Source organism: Mycobacterium sp. UM_CSW, assembly GCF_000455205.1.
In the GTDB taxonomy this organism is placed as follows: Bacteria; Actinomycetota; Actinomycetes; order Mycobacteriales; family Mycobacteriaceae; genus Mycobacterium.
Genome location: NZ_AUWQ01000031.1, coordinates 28,647 through 43,417 on the forward strand (window position 1 = coordinate 28,647; position 14,771 = coordinate 43,417).

The 14,771-nt window shown below is 68.6% G+C and carries 14 protein-coding genes; 9 read left to right on the top strand and 5 right to left on the bottom strand.

Annotated elements, in window-relative coordinates:
• Positions 1-105: 105 nt before the first annotated feature.
• Positions 106-1,329: a helix-turn-helix domain-containing protein gene (locus tag N415_RS12735; protein WP_081665218.1), complete on the top strand. Its 1,224-nt coding sequence runs from the start codon at positions 106-108 to the stop codon at positions 1,327-1,329.
• On the opposite strand, the gene N415_RS12740 is transcribed toward N415_RS12735, so the two are convergent.
• Positions 1,326-1,907: a DUF308 domain-containing protein gene (locus tag N415_RS12740; RefSeq protein WP_068181862.1), complete on the bottom strand. Its 582-nt coding sequence runs from the start codon at positions 1,905-1,907 to the stop codon at positions 1,326-1,328. The two genes, N415_RS12735 and N415_RS12740, sit on opposite strands and share 4 nt — an antisense overlap.
• A gap of 260 nt (positions 1,908-2,167) precedes the next feature.
• On the opposite strand from N415_RS12740, the gene N415_RS12745 reads away from it, so the two are divergent.
• The gene (locus N415_RS12745) at positions 2,168-2,362 is read left to right on the top strand and encodes a hypothetical protein (protein WP_068181865.1); all 195 of its coding nucleotides are present in this window, start codon (positions 2,168-2,170) and stop codon (positions 2,360-2,362) included.
• 3 nt (positions 2,363-2,365) lie between these two features.
• Here N415_RS12745 and N415_RS12750 read toward each other — a convergent pair whose 3' ends face one another.
• Positions 2,366-3,676, bottom strand: coding sequence for a helix-turn-helix domain-containing protein (locus N415_RS12750; RefSeq protein ID WP_081665219.1), 1,311 nt, complete (start codon positions 3,674-3,676; stop codon positions 2,366-2,368).
• Between the two features lie 138 nt (positions 3,677-3,814).
• On the opposite strand from N415_RS12750, the gene N415_RS12755 reads away from it, so the two are divergent.
• The 5 genes from N415_RS12755 (at position 3,815) to N415_RS12775 (ending at position 9,281) form a co-directional block, all read left to right on the top strand.
• Positions 3,815-5,623, top strand: a complete 1,809-nt coding sequence (locus N415_RS12755) for a DUF3556 domain-containing protein (RefSeq protein WP_068181868.1) — start codon at positions 3,815-3,817, stop codon at positions 5,621-5,623.
• Positions 5,620-7,041, top strand: coding sequence for an NAD(P)/FAD-dependent oxidoreductase (locus N415_RS12760; RefSeq protein ID WP_068181870.1), 1,422 nt, complete (start codon positions 5,620-5,622; stop codon positions 7,039-7,041). The genes N415_RS12755 and N415_RS12760 overlap by 4 nt, the downstream gene beginning before the upstream one ends.
• Before the next feature lie 139 nt (positions 7,042-7,180).
• Positions 7,181-8,347: an acyl-CoA dehydrogenase gene (locus N415_RS12765; protein WP_068181873.1), complete on the top strand. Its 1,167-nt coding sequence runs from the start codon at positions 7,181-7,183 to the stop codon at positions 8,345-8,347.
• Positions 8,348-8,436: 89 nt separating this feature from the next.
• Positions 8,437-8,688, top strand: coding sequence for a hypothetical protein (locus N415_RS12770; RefSeq protein ID WP_068181876.1), 252 nt, complete (start codon positions 8,437-8,439; stop codon positions 8,686-8,688).
• The gene (locus N415_RS12775) at positions 8,664-9,281 is read left to right on the top strand and encodes an AAA family ATPase (protein WP_239645526.1); all 618 of its coding nucleotides are present in this window, start codon (positions 8,664-8,666) and stop codon (positions 9,279-9,281) included. The genes N415_RS12770 and N415_RS12775 overlap by 25 nt, the downstream gene beginning before the upstream one ends.
• On the opposite strand, the gene N415_RS12780 is transcribed toward N415_RS12775, so the two are convergent.
• The 3 genes from N415_RS12780 to N415_RS12790 all read right to left on the bottom strand — a co-directional run bounded on the left by N415_RS12780 (position 9,247) and on the right by N415_RS12790 (position 12,420).
• Entirely contained in the window at positions 9,247-10,116 is an 870-nt protein-coding gene (locus N415_RS12780; RefSeq protein WP_068181879.1) for a 3-hydroxyacyl-CoA dehydrogenase family protein, read from the bottom strand. The two genes, N415_RS12775 and N415_RS12780, sit on opposite strands and share 35 nt — an antisense overlap.
• Positions 10,117-10,206: 90 nt before the next feature.
• Positions 10,207-11,604: a PE domain-containing protein gene (locus N415_RS12785; RefSeq protein ID WP_068181882.1), complete on the bottom strand. Its 1,398-nt coding sequence runs from the start codon at positions 11,602-11,604 to the stop codon at positions 10,207-10,209.
• A gap of 54 nt (positions 11,605-11,658) precedes the next feature.
• Complete coding sequence (locus N415_RS12790; RefSeq protein WP_068181885.1) at positions 11,659-12,420, bottom strand: SOS response-associated peptidase; 762 nt, start codon at positions 12,418-12,420, stop codon at positions 11,659-11,661.
• A 49-nt stretch (positions 12,421-12,469) separates the two neighbouring features.
• Here N415_RS12790 and aroA point away from each other — a divergent pair, with 49 nt between their 5' ends.
• Positions 12,470-13,765 (top strand): 3-phosphoshikimate 1-carboxyvinyltransferase, encoded by a 1,296-nt coding sequence (gene aroA / locus N415_RS12795; RefSeq protein WP_068181887.1) that lies wholly within the window; start codon positions 12,470-12,472, stop codon positions 13,763-13,765.
• Positions 13,762-14,742 (top strand): ribosome small subunit-dependent GTPase A, encoded by a 981-nt coding sequence (rsgA, locus tag N415_RS12800; RefSeq protein WP_068181890.1) that lies wholly within the window; start codon positions 13,762-13,764, stop codon positions 14,740-14,742. Before aroA ends, rsgA begins: the two co-directional genes overlap by 4 nt.
• The last annotated feature ends 29 nt before the right edge of the window (positions 14,743-14,771 follow it).

Consider the following 14,771-nt stretch of genomic DNA (forward strand, 5'->3'; position numbering starts at 1 on the left):
GCGTTATCCGGGCGGCCCGGGGGGACAATGTTTGCGGAAACAACGACCGTGCCGGTTGGCTGTGACCGGTCACATTCGCCGGCGCCCGGGCATAAGGTTTGCGGTATGGGCGTGGCATCGAAAAGCCGCGGCGTCCGGCCGGGCGCAGCGGTGGACCCGCACGTCGTGGAACTGGGCAGGCTCATGCTGGCCCGCGCCCCGGCGTTGGGGACGGCGATGGCCGACCTGCTGTGCCGCGAGATTGCGGCCTACCGCGACGGCAGCGTCGTCACGAAGGAGCAAGTGGCCGAAAGCTGCGTCGCGAACGTGACGTTCATCTTCGACTCGCTCACCGGCGGCGCCGACGTCGACGTCTCGCCCGCGGAGCGCACCGGCACCGAGCGCGCGCTCGCCGGTGTGCCGTTGCCGGCGGTGATGACCGCCTACCGCATCGGTTTTCGCTCCGTGTGGGAGGAGACGCTGTCCGTCGCCCGTGCCGCGGCGATACCTACCGACGCCATCTTGGATGCCACCGCCCGGATCTTCTTCGCGCAGGACACCTTCACCCAGGCGATGGCCACCGCCTACCGCCAGCAGCTCACCACGCAGATTCTCGAGCGCGAGGAAGAACGGTCGGCGTTGGTGGAAGCGCTGCTGGCTCACCGGATCACCGACAGCCAAAGCCTTTGGGAGGCAGCGGATTTGCTGCGATTACCCACGTCGGGGCCCTACGCCGTGGTGGCGGCCGAGCTGCCCGCGATCGGGAAGCTGGGATTGCCGGCGATCGAAAACAAGCTGTCGGCCCGCGACATCCGGTCGGCGTGGCGGCTGCTGCCCGACCTGCAGGTGGGCATCGTCCACCTTCGGGGCCCCGAACCGACCGACGGGCTGAACGCCCTCGTCGAGGTGCTCGGCCAGGCCGCAACCGCGCGAGTGGGCATCAGCCCGGCGTTTCAGGAGCTTGCCGACACCAGCGACGCGCTGCGACTGGCCAGGGTCGCGGTCACCGGCAAGCCCTCCGGCCAATCGCTGGTCTCCCTTTTCGACGACACCCCGCTCGCCGTCGCGGCGGTCAGCGCGCCCGAAGCGATGGCCAGGATCAAATCGATGGTGCTGTCGCGCGTCGACGAACTGCCCGACGAGGAACGCACCATCCTGATCGACACGTTCCGGGCCTGGGTCGAGGCGGGCGGCTCGGCCAACGACACCGCGACGAAGATCTTCTGCCACCCCAACACGGTGCGGCACCGGTTGCGCCGCATCGAGGAGCTGACGAGCCGATCCCTCTCGCGGCCAAGGGATCTCGCCGAGCTGTGCCTGGCCTTCGAGGTCGAGCGGCGACTGCCCTAGCCGGTCAACGCCTTCGCCCGGCTGCGGGTTTGGAACGCCGTGATGACGTCCATGATGCCGATGACTATCAGCCACCACCCGGCCACCAGCGTCAGGACCGCCATCGAATCGATCGGCGAGATGATCAGCACGCCGCCGCCGATCACGAGGATCACACCGGAGAGTGCCTGCCAGCCGCGTCCGGGCATGTGGTCGAAGGACAGCGCAGCGACGAGCAGGGTCATCCCGCGGAACACCCAGCCAATGCCGATCCACAGCGCCAAAAGCCAGATCGCCTCGAATTTGTCGCGGAAGCAGAAGAATCCCAGCACCAGCGATACGACGCCGGTGAGGAATGCCAGCACTCGCATTGCCGCGCCGGCGTGTGTGCCAAATGCAGCAAACATGTATCCGATTCCGGACACCACCAGGTAGATGCCGAACAGGACACCCGCCACCAGCAGTGTCTTGCCAGGCCAGACCAGCACGATGACGCCCAGCGCCACGGCGGAGAGGCCGATGAGCAGGAGCAGCTGCCACGCACTGCGAGCAAGCTGCTGTAACGGACCTTCAAACACGGTCTGATCGGTATTCGTCATGACAATATGATTCGCCCCCGTCGGCGTAAAGAAAATGTCTTTGGCAACACAATTCGGTATCGCACAATGGCGCGGCCAACACCGCGCAGCGCTCTGTGATAACGGATCGTCCGCGGCGCCCCATTGTCCCCGGAAGACAACAACGCGTCGCAAGTTCGTCGCTCGGCGACATCCGTGCGGCGCCGCGGCGCCGTTAAGTTCTGCCGCGAATCAGACCGCAACATCTTCGATTCCGCTCAGCGGGGAAACGCAGGCACATCATGTTCGAATCAATGCTGGTGATCGCGAGCTACGTGACGGCGGTCTTCGCCCCCGTGCTGATTCCGGTGACCGTCCACGCCGTCCACTTCTTCCGCGACCTGCGACCGACCTACCGGCCGATCCGTGCGGTCTCGGCGGTTCGCCTCCCGCGGCTCGCGGTGCCTCGTCGCGTCGCCGCTCCCGCCATGGGCTGACCCTCAGGGCTGGCGCAGCACCGCGCTTCCGTACCAGTGGCAGGCGAGCAACGCGACCTCCACGTCGAGCCGGTCGGCGCCGATCTCCCGCCCGCGCCTCGCGACGGCACGTCCGACCCGGTACTTGACCGAGTTGAAGTGCATGTTCAACTCCTCGGCGGCCAGCTTGTAGCTGGAACCGCAACCCAGAAAGACACGCAACGTCTCCCGCAGTCGCGCGTCGTTGTCGTTGTCGCTCGCGAGATCGCCGAGCACCGTGGCGACCCAGCCCCGCATCCGTTCGACGTCGCCGCCCAGTCCCGCCACGACCGACAGCCCCGGATCGGTGGCGGCGACCACCGTCGGAGCCGAAGCGTTCGGCCGCCGCCCGGCCGCCGCGACGCCGCGGGCCTCCATCGCGTCCCGGTGGGTGCGGCGAAAACCTTCGACGCCGGCTCCGGCCGACCCGAGCGCCACGTTCGGCGAGTCCGGACGGGTGAGCACAAACCGGCGGATCTTCGTGACCACGTCGGCGGCGTCGATCGGCGCGGCACGGTAGGGCAGCCACCCCCATGCGCAGCTTTGGTCGGCGGCCACGAACAGCGGCCCGGCGTCGACGGCGGCGGCTTCGCCCAGCTCGCGCAGGAATCGTTGCAGCCTGGCCAGTTCGTCACCCGCGCCGTCCCGCTCCGGGTACCACATGACGAGGCCCAGGTGGTACCAGCGCAGCGGGTAGCGGATCGCCGTGGTGGCCGCGTCGGCGTCGACGGCCTTGGTGGCGGCCAACACCTCGCGCACCCGCAGGCCGCGCAGGCTGTTCTGGTTCTCCAGCCACCGCTCGCGTTCGTCTTCGTAGACGGCGACGACCTGTTGGGACATCCAGTCGATGTAGGAGAACATCGCGGCACTCATCGCCTCGATGACCGCCACCCGCAACCCGTCCGGGATATCGACCTCGCGCAGCTCGGCGAAGATCAGCTCGTTCATCCGGCGCTGGCCGAGCCGGTAGGCGCGCACCAGCGCGTTGACGGGCACCCCGTGCTGCGCCAATCGGCGGGCATACTCCAGCGCCGCGGTCGGCGCCTCGACGCGCTCGACCGCGATGTCGTAACGCAACGCGCGCAACATCGTGTCGACGTTTCCCTCGATGCTGGCACCGAGCAGCTCCATGATCCGTGCCTCGCGCGGCAGGTCCGGAATCTGGTTTTCCAGGGCGCGATGGATCTCCGCCGTCGCGTCGGCCAACCGCCCGTGCAATCGGCCGGCGACCTCGGCGACGCAACCCCTCACTCCGACGACGTCGGCGTCCGGGGCGTCGACGTGCGATTTCTTCACCTCAATGACGTTAGACGCGACGTTGTCTTCTGGCGATAACTCCGGCGAGCGGTTTTGTCGATCGGCGACTGTGTCCCGCCGCACACGGAACCTAGCGTTGCGGCCACGCTTACTCCCGACGCCGAAGGAGCGAAGGAAATGGGATTCACCAAGCCGGCTCTCCCAGCGGTCGACCCGGATAGCTTCCTCGGGAAGCCACTGATGGAACGAATGCGGATCCTCGTCCTCGATTGGGCCGAAAACGGCTTCGGCTCACCGAGGATGGTGCACACCATCTACCTCCTGAAGTTGGTCGTGTTCTTCGCGATCGGCGGCATCACGGTCGCGACGGCGACCTCGGGGCTGCCCGCCTTCTGGCACGTCACCCAGTGGTGGAACCAACCGATCGTCTACCAGAAGGTGATCCTGTGGACGGTGCTGCTGGAAGCCATTGGCGTGGCCGGTTCATGGGGACCGCTGGCCGGCAAGGTCAAGCCGATGACCGGCGGCATTCTGTTCTGGGCCCGGCCCGGCACCATCCGGCTGCGCCCGTGGAAGTGGGTGCCGTTCACCGCCGGTGACCGGCGGACCTGGTTCGACATCGCGGTGTACCTGGCGCTGCTGGGCAGCCTGGCCGTCGCGCTCCTGTCGCCCGGTGTGCACAGCGATTCGCTGTCAAAGGCGTTGCCCCACAACACTTCCGGGCTGGTGAACCCTGCGCTGCTGGTCGCGCCGATCGCGCTGCTGGTGCTGATCGGGCTGCGCGACAAAACCATCTTCCTCGGCGCCCGCGGCGAACAGTACTTGCCGGCGCTGTTGTTCTTCGCCGCATTGCCGTTCGTCAACATGATCATCGCGTGCAAGATGCTCATCGTGGTGGTGTGGACCGGCGCCGGGTTCTCGAAATTCGGCAAGCACTTCTCCAACGTCATCCCGCCGATGGTTTCCAACACGATATTCGCCCCCAAATGGGTGCGGCGGGCGCACTATCGCGACTTCGGGCGCGACATGCGGCCGTCGCGGCTCGCGGACTTCATGGCGCACGTGAACGGCACCACCGTCGAGATCGCCGCCCCACTGGTGCTGTTCTTCTCGACGAACAAGTGGCTGACGCTGGCGGCGGCAATGCTGATGGTGGGGTTCCACCTGTTCATCATCTCGACGTTCCCGCTGGCGGTGCCGCTGGAATGGAACGTCGTGTTCGCGTACACCACGATCTTCCTGTTCCTCGGCTTTCCGAACTGGAACGGGTACGCCCCGTGGGACATGACGCCACCGTGGCTGGCCCTCGTGATTGCCGCCGCCCTGCTCGTCTACCCGGTGCTAGGCAACATCCGGCCGGACAAGGTGTCCTTCCTGCCGTCGCTGCGTCAGTACGCGGGCAACTGGGCGTCGGCGGTGTGGACCTTCACACCGGGCGCCGAACAGAAACTGAACCGGGTCACCCGCACCGCGTCCAACCAGATCGACCAGTTCGTCGGGGCCGGCTACGAGCCGAAGTGGGCGGAGATCACCCTGCAGAAGGTGGCCGCGTGGCGCTGCATGCACAGCCAGGGGCGCGGCCTGTACTCGCTGCTGTTGACCCACCTGCCCGATGTTGACACCCGCGCCGTGCGCGACGGTGAGTTCATCTGCAACTCTCTGATCGGCTTTAACTTTGGCGACGGTCACCTGCACAATGAAGACTTGATCAGTGCCGTGCAGAGTCAAGCCGCGTTCGAACCGGGCGAATGTGTCATCGCCTGGGTCGAGTCGGAGGCCTTCGGCAGCGGTGTGCAGCACTACAAGCTGATCGACGCGGCGCTCGGAGTAGTGGAGCGCGGCACGTGGAAGGTGGCCGACGCGGTCGCCGAGCAGCCCTGGCTGCCCAACGGCCCGATCCCGACCGAGGTCGAATGGTCGCTGCGCGACGCGGCCGTTGGGTCGCTGCTCGGCTCGGCCGCGGTTAAGGAAAGTGCGCTGGCATGACTACCGCAGCGGTGGTGGGGGGCGGGCCCAACGGGCTCGCCGCCGCCATCTGCCTGGCCGCCGAGGGCGTGCAGGTCACCCTGCTCGAGGCCGCCGACGAGGTGGGTGGCGGTGCCCGCAGCAGCGAGGCGATTTTGCCGGGCCTGCTGCACGACCACTGCTCGGCGATTCACCCGATGGCCGTCGGCTCGCCGTTCCTGAGCCGTTTCGAGTTGGAGCGGTACGGCCTGACATGGCGCTGGCCCGCAATCGATTGCGTGCATCCCCTCGACGGCGGCGGCGCCGGCGTCCTGCACCGGTCGGTGGGGCGGACCGCGGCCGGTCTCGGACGCGACGGATCGCGCTGGCGGCTCGCGTTCGGCTATTCGGCGGCCCGGTTCGACGCGCTGAGCGAGGACATCATGCGGCCCCTGCTGCGGCCGCCGCACCACCCGTTGATGCTGGCCCGGTTCGGCGCGCCCACCGTGCTTCCGGGTTCGACGTTCGCCCGCTTCTTCCGCACCGACGAGGGGCGGGCGTTGTTCGGAGGCGTTGCCGCCCATGCCTTCAGGCCGCTGCACTACCCGATGACGTCGGCCATCGGGATGGGCATCCTGGCCGCCGGTCACCGGTACGGCTGGGCGGTCGCCGAAGGTGGGTCGCAGGCGATCACCAACGCGATGGTGGCGCTGCTGACCGACCTGGGCGGCAAGATCGAGACCGGCGTCCGGGTCCAGGCGGCGTCGGAGCTGCCACCGGCGGACGTCACGATGTTCGATCTGGCACCGGAGGCGGTGGCGGGTATTTTGGGCGACCGGCTGCCGCGTCGAGTTTCGCGCGCCTTCACCAGGTTTCGCCGCGGGCCGGGCGCGTTCAAGGTCGACTTCGCCGTCGAGGGCGGCGTGCCATGGACAAACCCCGATGCCCGCCGGGCGGGCACCGTTCACCTGGCCGGCACGTACGCCGAACTGGCGGCGACCGAGCGGGACATCCATGCCGGGCGCATGCCCGAGCGGCCGTTCGTGTTGGTGGGCCAGCAGTACCTGGCGGATCCGCAACGCTCGGTGGGCAATACGCATCCCGTGTGGAGCTACGCCCACGTGCCCAACGGCTATGCCGGCGACGCGACCGAGGCGATCATCGCCCAGATCGAGCGCTTCGCACCCGGCTTCCGGGAGCGCATCGTCGGCCAGGCGGTGCGCTCGACGACGCAGATGGCGTCCTACAACGCAAACTATGCCGGCGGCGACATCATGACCGGGGCCAAGGACATTCGCCAGTTGACGTTTGGCCCACGAATCACGCTGTCCCCGTATGCCGTTGGCATTCCCGGCATGTACATCTGCTCGGCCGCCACCCCACCGGGGCCCGGAGCGCACGGAATGTGCGGCGCCAACGCCGCCGCGCAGGCCCTCGGCTACCTGCGCGCCGTCGCCTGATCGCCGCCCCGCCGGACGACCTGTCCCCGGGCGACAAACGCGGCGCCATTCTTCGTCGATCCGCGACGATGGAATCGACGGGCCGAGACCTTAACGTCGTCACGACGTTTCATTCCTCTCCCAACGAAGGGACCTCGCCATGGCATCGCCCGGCAAATCGGATTTCGAGCTGTTCAAGCTTCCCGACGAGCACCACGAGCTGCGCGTCGCGTTGAGGGACATCTGCGAGGCCGAGATCGCGCCGTATGCGGCCGACGTCGACGAGCACGCGCGTTTCCCGGAGGAGGCGCTCAAAGTCCTGAACGACACCGGCTTTCCGGCGGTCCACGTCCCGGAGGCGTACGGCGGGCCGGGCGCCGACTCGGTCGCCACCTGCATCGTGATCGAAGAGGTTGCCCGCGTGTGCGTCTCGTCGTCGCTGATCCCCGGGGTCAACAAGCTCGGCACCATCGGGCTGATCCTGAACGGATCGGAGGAACTGAAGCAGCAGGTGCTGTCGACGCTGGCATCGGGCGACGCGATGGCGTCGTACGCGCTTTCCGAGCGGGAGGCCGGCAGCGACCCGGCGTCGATGCGCACCCGTGCGCGCGCCGCCGGCGACGACTGGGTGCTCACCGGCACCAAGTGCTGGATTACCAACGGCGGCAAGTCAACCTGGTACACCGTCATGGCGGTAACAGACCCGGACAAGGGCGCGAACGGGATCTCGGCGTTCGTCGTGCACAAGGACGATCCCGGCTTCGCCGTCGGCCCCTGCGAACGAAAGATGGGCATCAAGGGCTCACCGACCACCGAACTCTATTTCGAGGACTGCCGCATCCCGGGCGACCGGATCATCGGCGAGCCCGGCACCGGCCTGAAGACCGCGTTCGCCAGCCTCGACCACACGCGGCCGACGATCGGCGCGCAGGCCGTCGGCATCGCCCAGGGCGCCCTCGATGCCGCCATCGCGTACACGAAGGAGCGCAAGCAGTTTCGCCGCGCGGTCAGCGACTTCCAGGGCGTGCAGTTCATGCTCGCGGACATGGCCATGCGGGTGGAGGCCGCGCGGCTGCTGGTCTACACGGCCGCCGCGCGGGCGGAACGTGGCGAAAAGGGTTTGGGATTCATCTCATCGGCCGCCAAGTGCTTCGCCTCCGACGTCGCAATGGAAGTCACCACCAACGCCGTGCAACTGTTCGGCGGCGCGGGCTACACCCGCGATTTCCCGGTCGAACGGATGATGCGCGACGCCAAGATCACCCAGATCTACGAGGGCACCAACCAGATTCAGCGCGTCGTCATGGCGCGCGCGTTGCTGGCGTGACGCTTGATTGGGCGGACCCTTGCGCTACTGTAGTCGCTTGACTACAGTAGCGCAATACGGTGCCACCTGAGGCATCACAGGAGGATTCGATGGGTACGTTTGTCAATGCGGCCGCCAAGATGGTCGCCGCGAGCGTGCTGGCTTTCGCGGGTTTGATGACGGTCGGCGCCGGCGTCGGCCACGCTGACACCATCCAGACCGAGGGCAGCTATCCGACCCGGGAGGCCTGCCAGGACGCCGGCCCGGGCGTGAAGGCCTCGACGCCGGGGAACTGGAACAACTTCTGGTGCGTCCCGGACCATACGGCCGCCGGCCAGTGGCGCTTGGTGTTGAGCAACTGACGTCACGCGGCAATTCTCAGGGATCGCCCGGGCGGCTCGTCGTGCTGACCGGGCCGCCCGGAGCCGGGAAGACGACCGTCGCCGCGCTCCTCGTCCAGCGCCACCCCCTCGCCGTGCACTTGCACGCCGACGACTTTTGGCACTTCATCCGCAGCGGTGCCATCCCGCCCTACCTTCCGGAGGCACACGGGCAAAACACCGTTGTCATCACGGCGCTTGCGCGCGCGGCAGCCGGGTATGCCGCCGGGGGTTACCGGGTAATCGTGGACGGCATCGTCGGCCCGTGGTTCATCGAACGCTTTTGCGCCGCCTTGGATCCCGCGCCCGAGCAAATCCACTACGTGATCCTGCGCCCGGACGAGGCGACCACCTTGCAGCGCGCGCTGAACCGCGGTCCTGATGCGCTAACCGCCACCGAACCGATCCGGACCATGTATCGCCAATTCACCGACCTCGAACGCTACGAGCGCCACGTCATCGATACGACGGCCCTCGACCCGACGGCGACCGCCGATCGTATCGAGCAGGCTTTGGACACAGGACAATTCGTCGTCGGCACTACGAATACCGGTAGAAGCCCTCGCCGCTCTTGAGGCCGAGCTTGCCGGCATCGACGTAGGACTGCAGCAACTCGCGCACGTGCTTCGGTAGGTGCGGAAACTCTTCGGCGTAATGGTTTTCGATGTCGAGCACCACGTCGAGCCCCACCAGGTCCATCATCTGGAACGGCCCGGCGGGCACGCCCCAGTTGACCCGAAACATCCCGTCGACGTCCTCTGGCCGGGCCACGCCCTCGGCGACCACAGCCAGCGACTCGCGCTTGATGGCCGCCCAGATCCGGTTGAAGATGAAGCCGGTGGACTCCTTGCGCGCCTCGAAGGGGAAGACGCCGAATTCCGGCAGCACGGCCAGCAGCGTGTCGAGGAGCCCGCGATCGGTCTGACCGTCGGACATCAGGTCGACCGCGTTGATCTCCGGTGGCATGTAGAAGTGCACGTTGCATAACCGGGTTTTGTCGCGGACCCCGGCCGCCATCAGGCGCGAGGGGTACGACGAGGAATTCGTGCCGAAGATGGTGTCGGGAGGCGCCGCTTGATCAATCTGGTCCCAAGTCGCGATCTTGATCTCGAGCTTCTCCGGGACGGATTCGATGACGAGCCAGGCGTCGGCCAATGCCTCCTCGAGCGATCCCGCGCCGGCCGCGCTGCCCACTTCGCCGAAGCCCCGATCGGCCACTACCTTCGGCACCGTCTCGGTCACGTATTGCACGGCGGCGGCGCGCTGTTCGGCGCGCGGCGCGAAGATCCGAACGGTGCCGCCGCGGGTGGCGAACATGAGCGCGATGCGCCGGCCCAATGTTCCGGCTCCGATCACCGCGACCGGGCGGTGCTGGATGTCCTCGAACGTGTACGTGTACGAACCACTCACACGAACACACTAAGCCGCGCCCGCACGCGAAGCTCCGTCGCCGAAACACAAACGATGCGCCGAGGATTGTCGCGCGAAGACAGCCGATTACTACAGCACGATCCCGGCGGCGTTGCCCAGGATGATCTGCTGGCCCCCGGGCGGCAGGTAGCCGCCGGTCGGCCCGTAGACGCCGTAGATCGGGTCGGTGGGGCCGGCCCCGGCGTAGATGTCGTTGATCCAGCCCGTGGCCAGGGTGTACACGGCCGCGGTGTTCCCGGGCGGGGAGAACCGGGTCACCAGCTGGGCGACGAAGTCGACGAGGGGATGGCCGCCGATCATCGAATCGACGTGCGAGCCGTTGACGAGTTCGACCCCGACGAACTGCCCCGGATACAGGCTGATCAGTTGGTTGGTGGTGGCGCCGAACGCGTTCCACGGCTGGGGCGGCGCGGCCACCACGTAGTCGGGAATGTGCAACGCCTGCAGGTTGGCCACCGACGTGGCGAAGGCCGAGGAATCCATCGCGACGCCGTCGAACATGATCACGCCGAGGAGGTGATTGTTGGCGGTGTTGGTCCCGAGGTCGGCGATGTAGTCGCCGGCGGCGATGGTGGCGAGGCCCCCGCCGGCGGAGTGTCCGGTGAGGATGAAGTCCGCCGGCAGCGTGCCCTGGTAACCGGCGTGGTTGGCGCTGATGTTCAGCGCCGTCTCGCTGCCGAGGAACAGCGAGGCGACGCCCTGCTGCAGCTGCGGGCCGCCCAGCCAGGCGCCGAACGGCAACGGCAGCGACGGCACGGTGGGCACCACCACGATGCTGTCGGTTTGCTGGGCCAGCTGCATGGCCAGCGGGTCGTAGAACCACCCGATCGCCCCGAAGCCGTGCTGCAGGTAGATGACGCCGTTGGCGTGCACGGAGCCGTCGGCCTGGGTCGGGAAGTACCAGTGCGCGGGGGCGGGCAGGCTGAGCTGACCAAGCGGAATTCCGAAGATCGAGGCTTCACCAAGCGGAATCTGCAGGAAGGAGAACCCGGTCTTGACCCCGGTCACCCCGTTGGTGGTCGGCGCGGTGGTCACCGCCCCGCCGGTGGGCGTCGTGGCGAGCAGCGACTCGGTTTGACCGGTGCCGGTCGCGCTGGCGAACAGCGGGTGCCCGAGCAGCCGTTCGATGGGCGACAGGACTCCCAGGCTCTCCACCTGTTGCTCCAGCGACTGCAGCGGCGGCACGTTCGCGGCCTCGGATGCCGCATACGCGGCGCCGGCCGCGCTCAACGCCCGCACGAACTGGGTCTGCAATGCCATCGTCCGCGCGGTCAGCGTCTGAAACTCTTTGGCGCAGCTGCCGAAAACGTTCGCGACGGTCGCCGACACCTCGTCGCCGGCCGCGGCGACGATCCCCGTCGTCGGCGGCGCCGCCCCGGCGGCGGCCCCCTTGACCGCCTCCACGATCCCGGTCAGGTCCTGCGACGCGTCGACGAGGGCCGCGGGCGCTGCGATCACGTACGACATCGGTGGCTCCCATCTCCTGCACCGCCAGGCTCAAGATGGTAGCCAGGTCGCGGCCTACAGGAGCTTCATTTGCTCCGACTGCTCTTCGACCGGATCCAGCAGCTGCGGCCCGTTGTTGCGCACGCTGTTGACCAGCGTCGACACCTCGCGCATGCGGATGTCCCGCACGTCGGGTGGTCGGGTGAGCAGCTCCTCGTCGATGGGGGCGTCCGGGTCCAGCCAGCGGTCCCAGTCGCGTTCGGGCAGCGCCAGCGGCATGCGGTCGTGGATCTCGGCGAGTTCGCCCGGCGCGTCGGTGGTGATGATCGTGCAGCTCAACAGCGGCGAACCGTCTTTGGCCGGTTTCCAAACCGACCACAACCCCGCCATGAACAGCGGCTCGCCGTCTTCGCGGTACATGAAGAACGGCGTCTTGGCCGACTTCTTGCCGGTGCCGTCGGAATTGACGCGCCACTCGTAGTAGCCGTCCATCGGGATCAGGCAACGCTTCGACTTGGCGCTCGAGCGAAAGGCGGGCGAGCTGGTCACCTTGTCGGCGCGGGCGTTGATCAGCAGCGGGCCCTTGCCCTCCGGCGCCCCGTCGGGGCCGGCCTTGACCCACGGCGGGATCAGGCCCCAGCGCATCAGCCGGACCCGCCGCGTGGGGTCGTCGTCGGGCTCGGTGTGCCGGGTGACGACTGTCGCGATGGTCGCGGTCGGGGCCACGTTGTAGTTGGGCTCGCCCGCGCGTTCAGACGCCCCGGTCGCCTCGTCGATCGCCTTGATCTTCTCGGCCAGCTTGGCCGGATCGGTCGTCACGGCAAAACGTCCGCACATAACCTCCATAGTGCTCCGCACCCGATCCCTGAGTGCCCGGTACGGCAGGATGAAGCACGTGAGCTCATGGACGGCCCCCCAGACGACCGCACCGGTGCACGCGACCGTCACGGTTCCGGGCTCGAAGTCGCAGACCAACCGGGCGCTGGTGCTGGCGGGGCTGGCGGCCGCGCAGGGGCAGGGCGCCTCGACCATCACGGGTGCGCTGCGCAGCCGCGACACCGATCTGATGATCGGGGCGCTGCGCACCTTGGGCCTGCGCGTCGACGGGCCCGGCTCCGAGCTGACGGTGAGCGGCGCGATCGCCCCGGCGCCCGGCGCGACGGTGGATTGCGGCCTGGCGGGCACGGTCCTGCGCTTCGTTCCGCCGCTGGCGGCGCTGGCCGATTCGGTCGTCGAGTTCGACGGCGACGAGCAGGCCCGGGCCCGGCCCATCGCGCCGCTGCTGGACGCCCTGCGCGGCCTGGGCGTGAAGATCGACGGGAACGGTCTGCCCTTCCGGGTCCACGGCGGCGGGTCCGTCGCGGGCGGCACCGTGGCCATCGACGCCTCGGCGTCCTCGCAGTTCGTTTCGGGCCTGCTGTTGTCCGCGGCTTCGTTCACCGACGGCCTGACCGTCCAGCACACCGGGGCGGCGGTGCCGTCCGCCCCGCACATCGCGATGACGATCGTGATGCTGCGCCAGGCCGGGGTCGACGTCGACGACTCCGTCGCCAACCGATGGCGGGTAGCGGCCGGCGCGGTCGCGGCCCGGCACTGGGAAGTGGAACCCGACCTGACCAACGCCGTCCCGTTCCTGGCGGCGGCCGTGGTGAGCGGCGGAACGGTGCGCATCACCGGCTGGCCGTCGACCAGCGTGCAACCCGCCGGCGACATCCTGAGTGTCCTGGAAAAGATCAATGCCGTGGTGACGCAAACAGATTCGTTTCTCGAGGTGAGCGGGTCGGCCGATTACGCCGGCTTTGACGTCGACCTGCGCGCGGTCGGGGAGCTGACGCCGTCGGTGGCGGCGCTGGCCGCCCTGGCCACACCGGGATCGGTGTCACGCCTGTCCGGCATCGCCCATCTGCGCGGCCACGAGACCGACCGGCTGGCCGCGCTGAGCGCCGAGATCAACCGCCTTGGCGGCGACTGCGCCGAGACGCCCGACGGTCTGGTGATCACCGCGAAACCGCTGCACGCCGGGACCTGGCGCGCCTACGCCGACCACCGGATGGCGATGGCCGGCGCGATCGTCGGGCTGCGCGTCACCGGGGTGGAGGTGGACGACATCGGCTCGACCGGCAAGACACTGCCGGAGTTCCCACAGCTGTGGGCGCGCATGTTGGAGGGTTCCGGCGGTTGAAGCCCGGCGACTACGACGAGTCCGACGTCAAGGTCCGCTCCGGCAGGGGCTCGCGACCGCGAACGAAGACCCGTCCGGAGCACGCCGACGCCGAGGCCGCGATGGTGGTCAGCGTCGACCGCGGACGCTGGGGGTGCGTGCTGGGCGGCCGGCCCGATCGCCGGGTCACGGCCATGCGGGCGCGCGAGCTGGGCCGCACCCCGATCGTCGTCGGCGACGACGTCGACCTGGTCGGCGACCTGTCCGGGCGCACGGACACCCTGGCCCGCATCGTGCGCCGCGGCGAGCGGCGAACGGTGTTGCGGCGCACCGCCGATGACACCGATCCCACCGAACGCGTGGTGGTCGCCAACGCCGACCAGCTGCTGATCGTCGTCGCGCTCGCCGACCCGCCGCCGCGCACCGGGCTGGTCGACCGGGCGCTGATCGCCGCCTACGCCGGCGGCCTGACGCCGATCCTGTGTCTGACCAAGACCGACCTCGCCCCGCCGGGGCCGTTCGCCGAGCAGTTCGTGGACCTGGACCTGACGGTGGTCGCCGCCGGAGTCGACGACCCGCTGCTGGCGGTGGCCGGCCTGATCGCCGGGAAGATCACCGTGCTACTCGGGCATTCCGGCGTTGGCAAGTCGACGCTGGTGAATCGCCTTGTGCCGGAAGCGGACCGGGCCGTCGGCGAGGTCACCGAGATCGGCCGGGGCCGGCACACGTCCACCCAGTCGGTCGCCCTGCCGCTGGAAGGCTCCGGCTGGGTGATCGACACGCCGGGGATCCGCTCCTTCGGCCTGGCCCACATCCGGCCCGACGACGTGCTGGACGCGTTCTCGGACCTGGCCGAGGCGATCGACGACTGCCCGCGGGGCTGCGGACACATGGGGCCGCCGGCCGACCCGGAATGCGCACTCGACACCCTGTCCGGGCCGGCGGTGCGCCGCGTGGCCGCGGCCCGCCGGCTGCTCGCGGTGCTCAGGGAGACCTGACGGCCTATCGAGCGCGCGTGTCTGTGCGG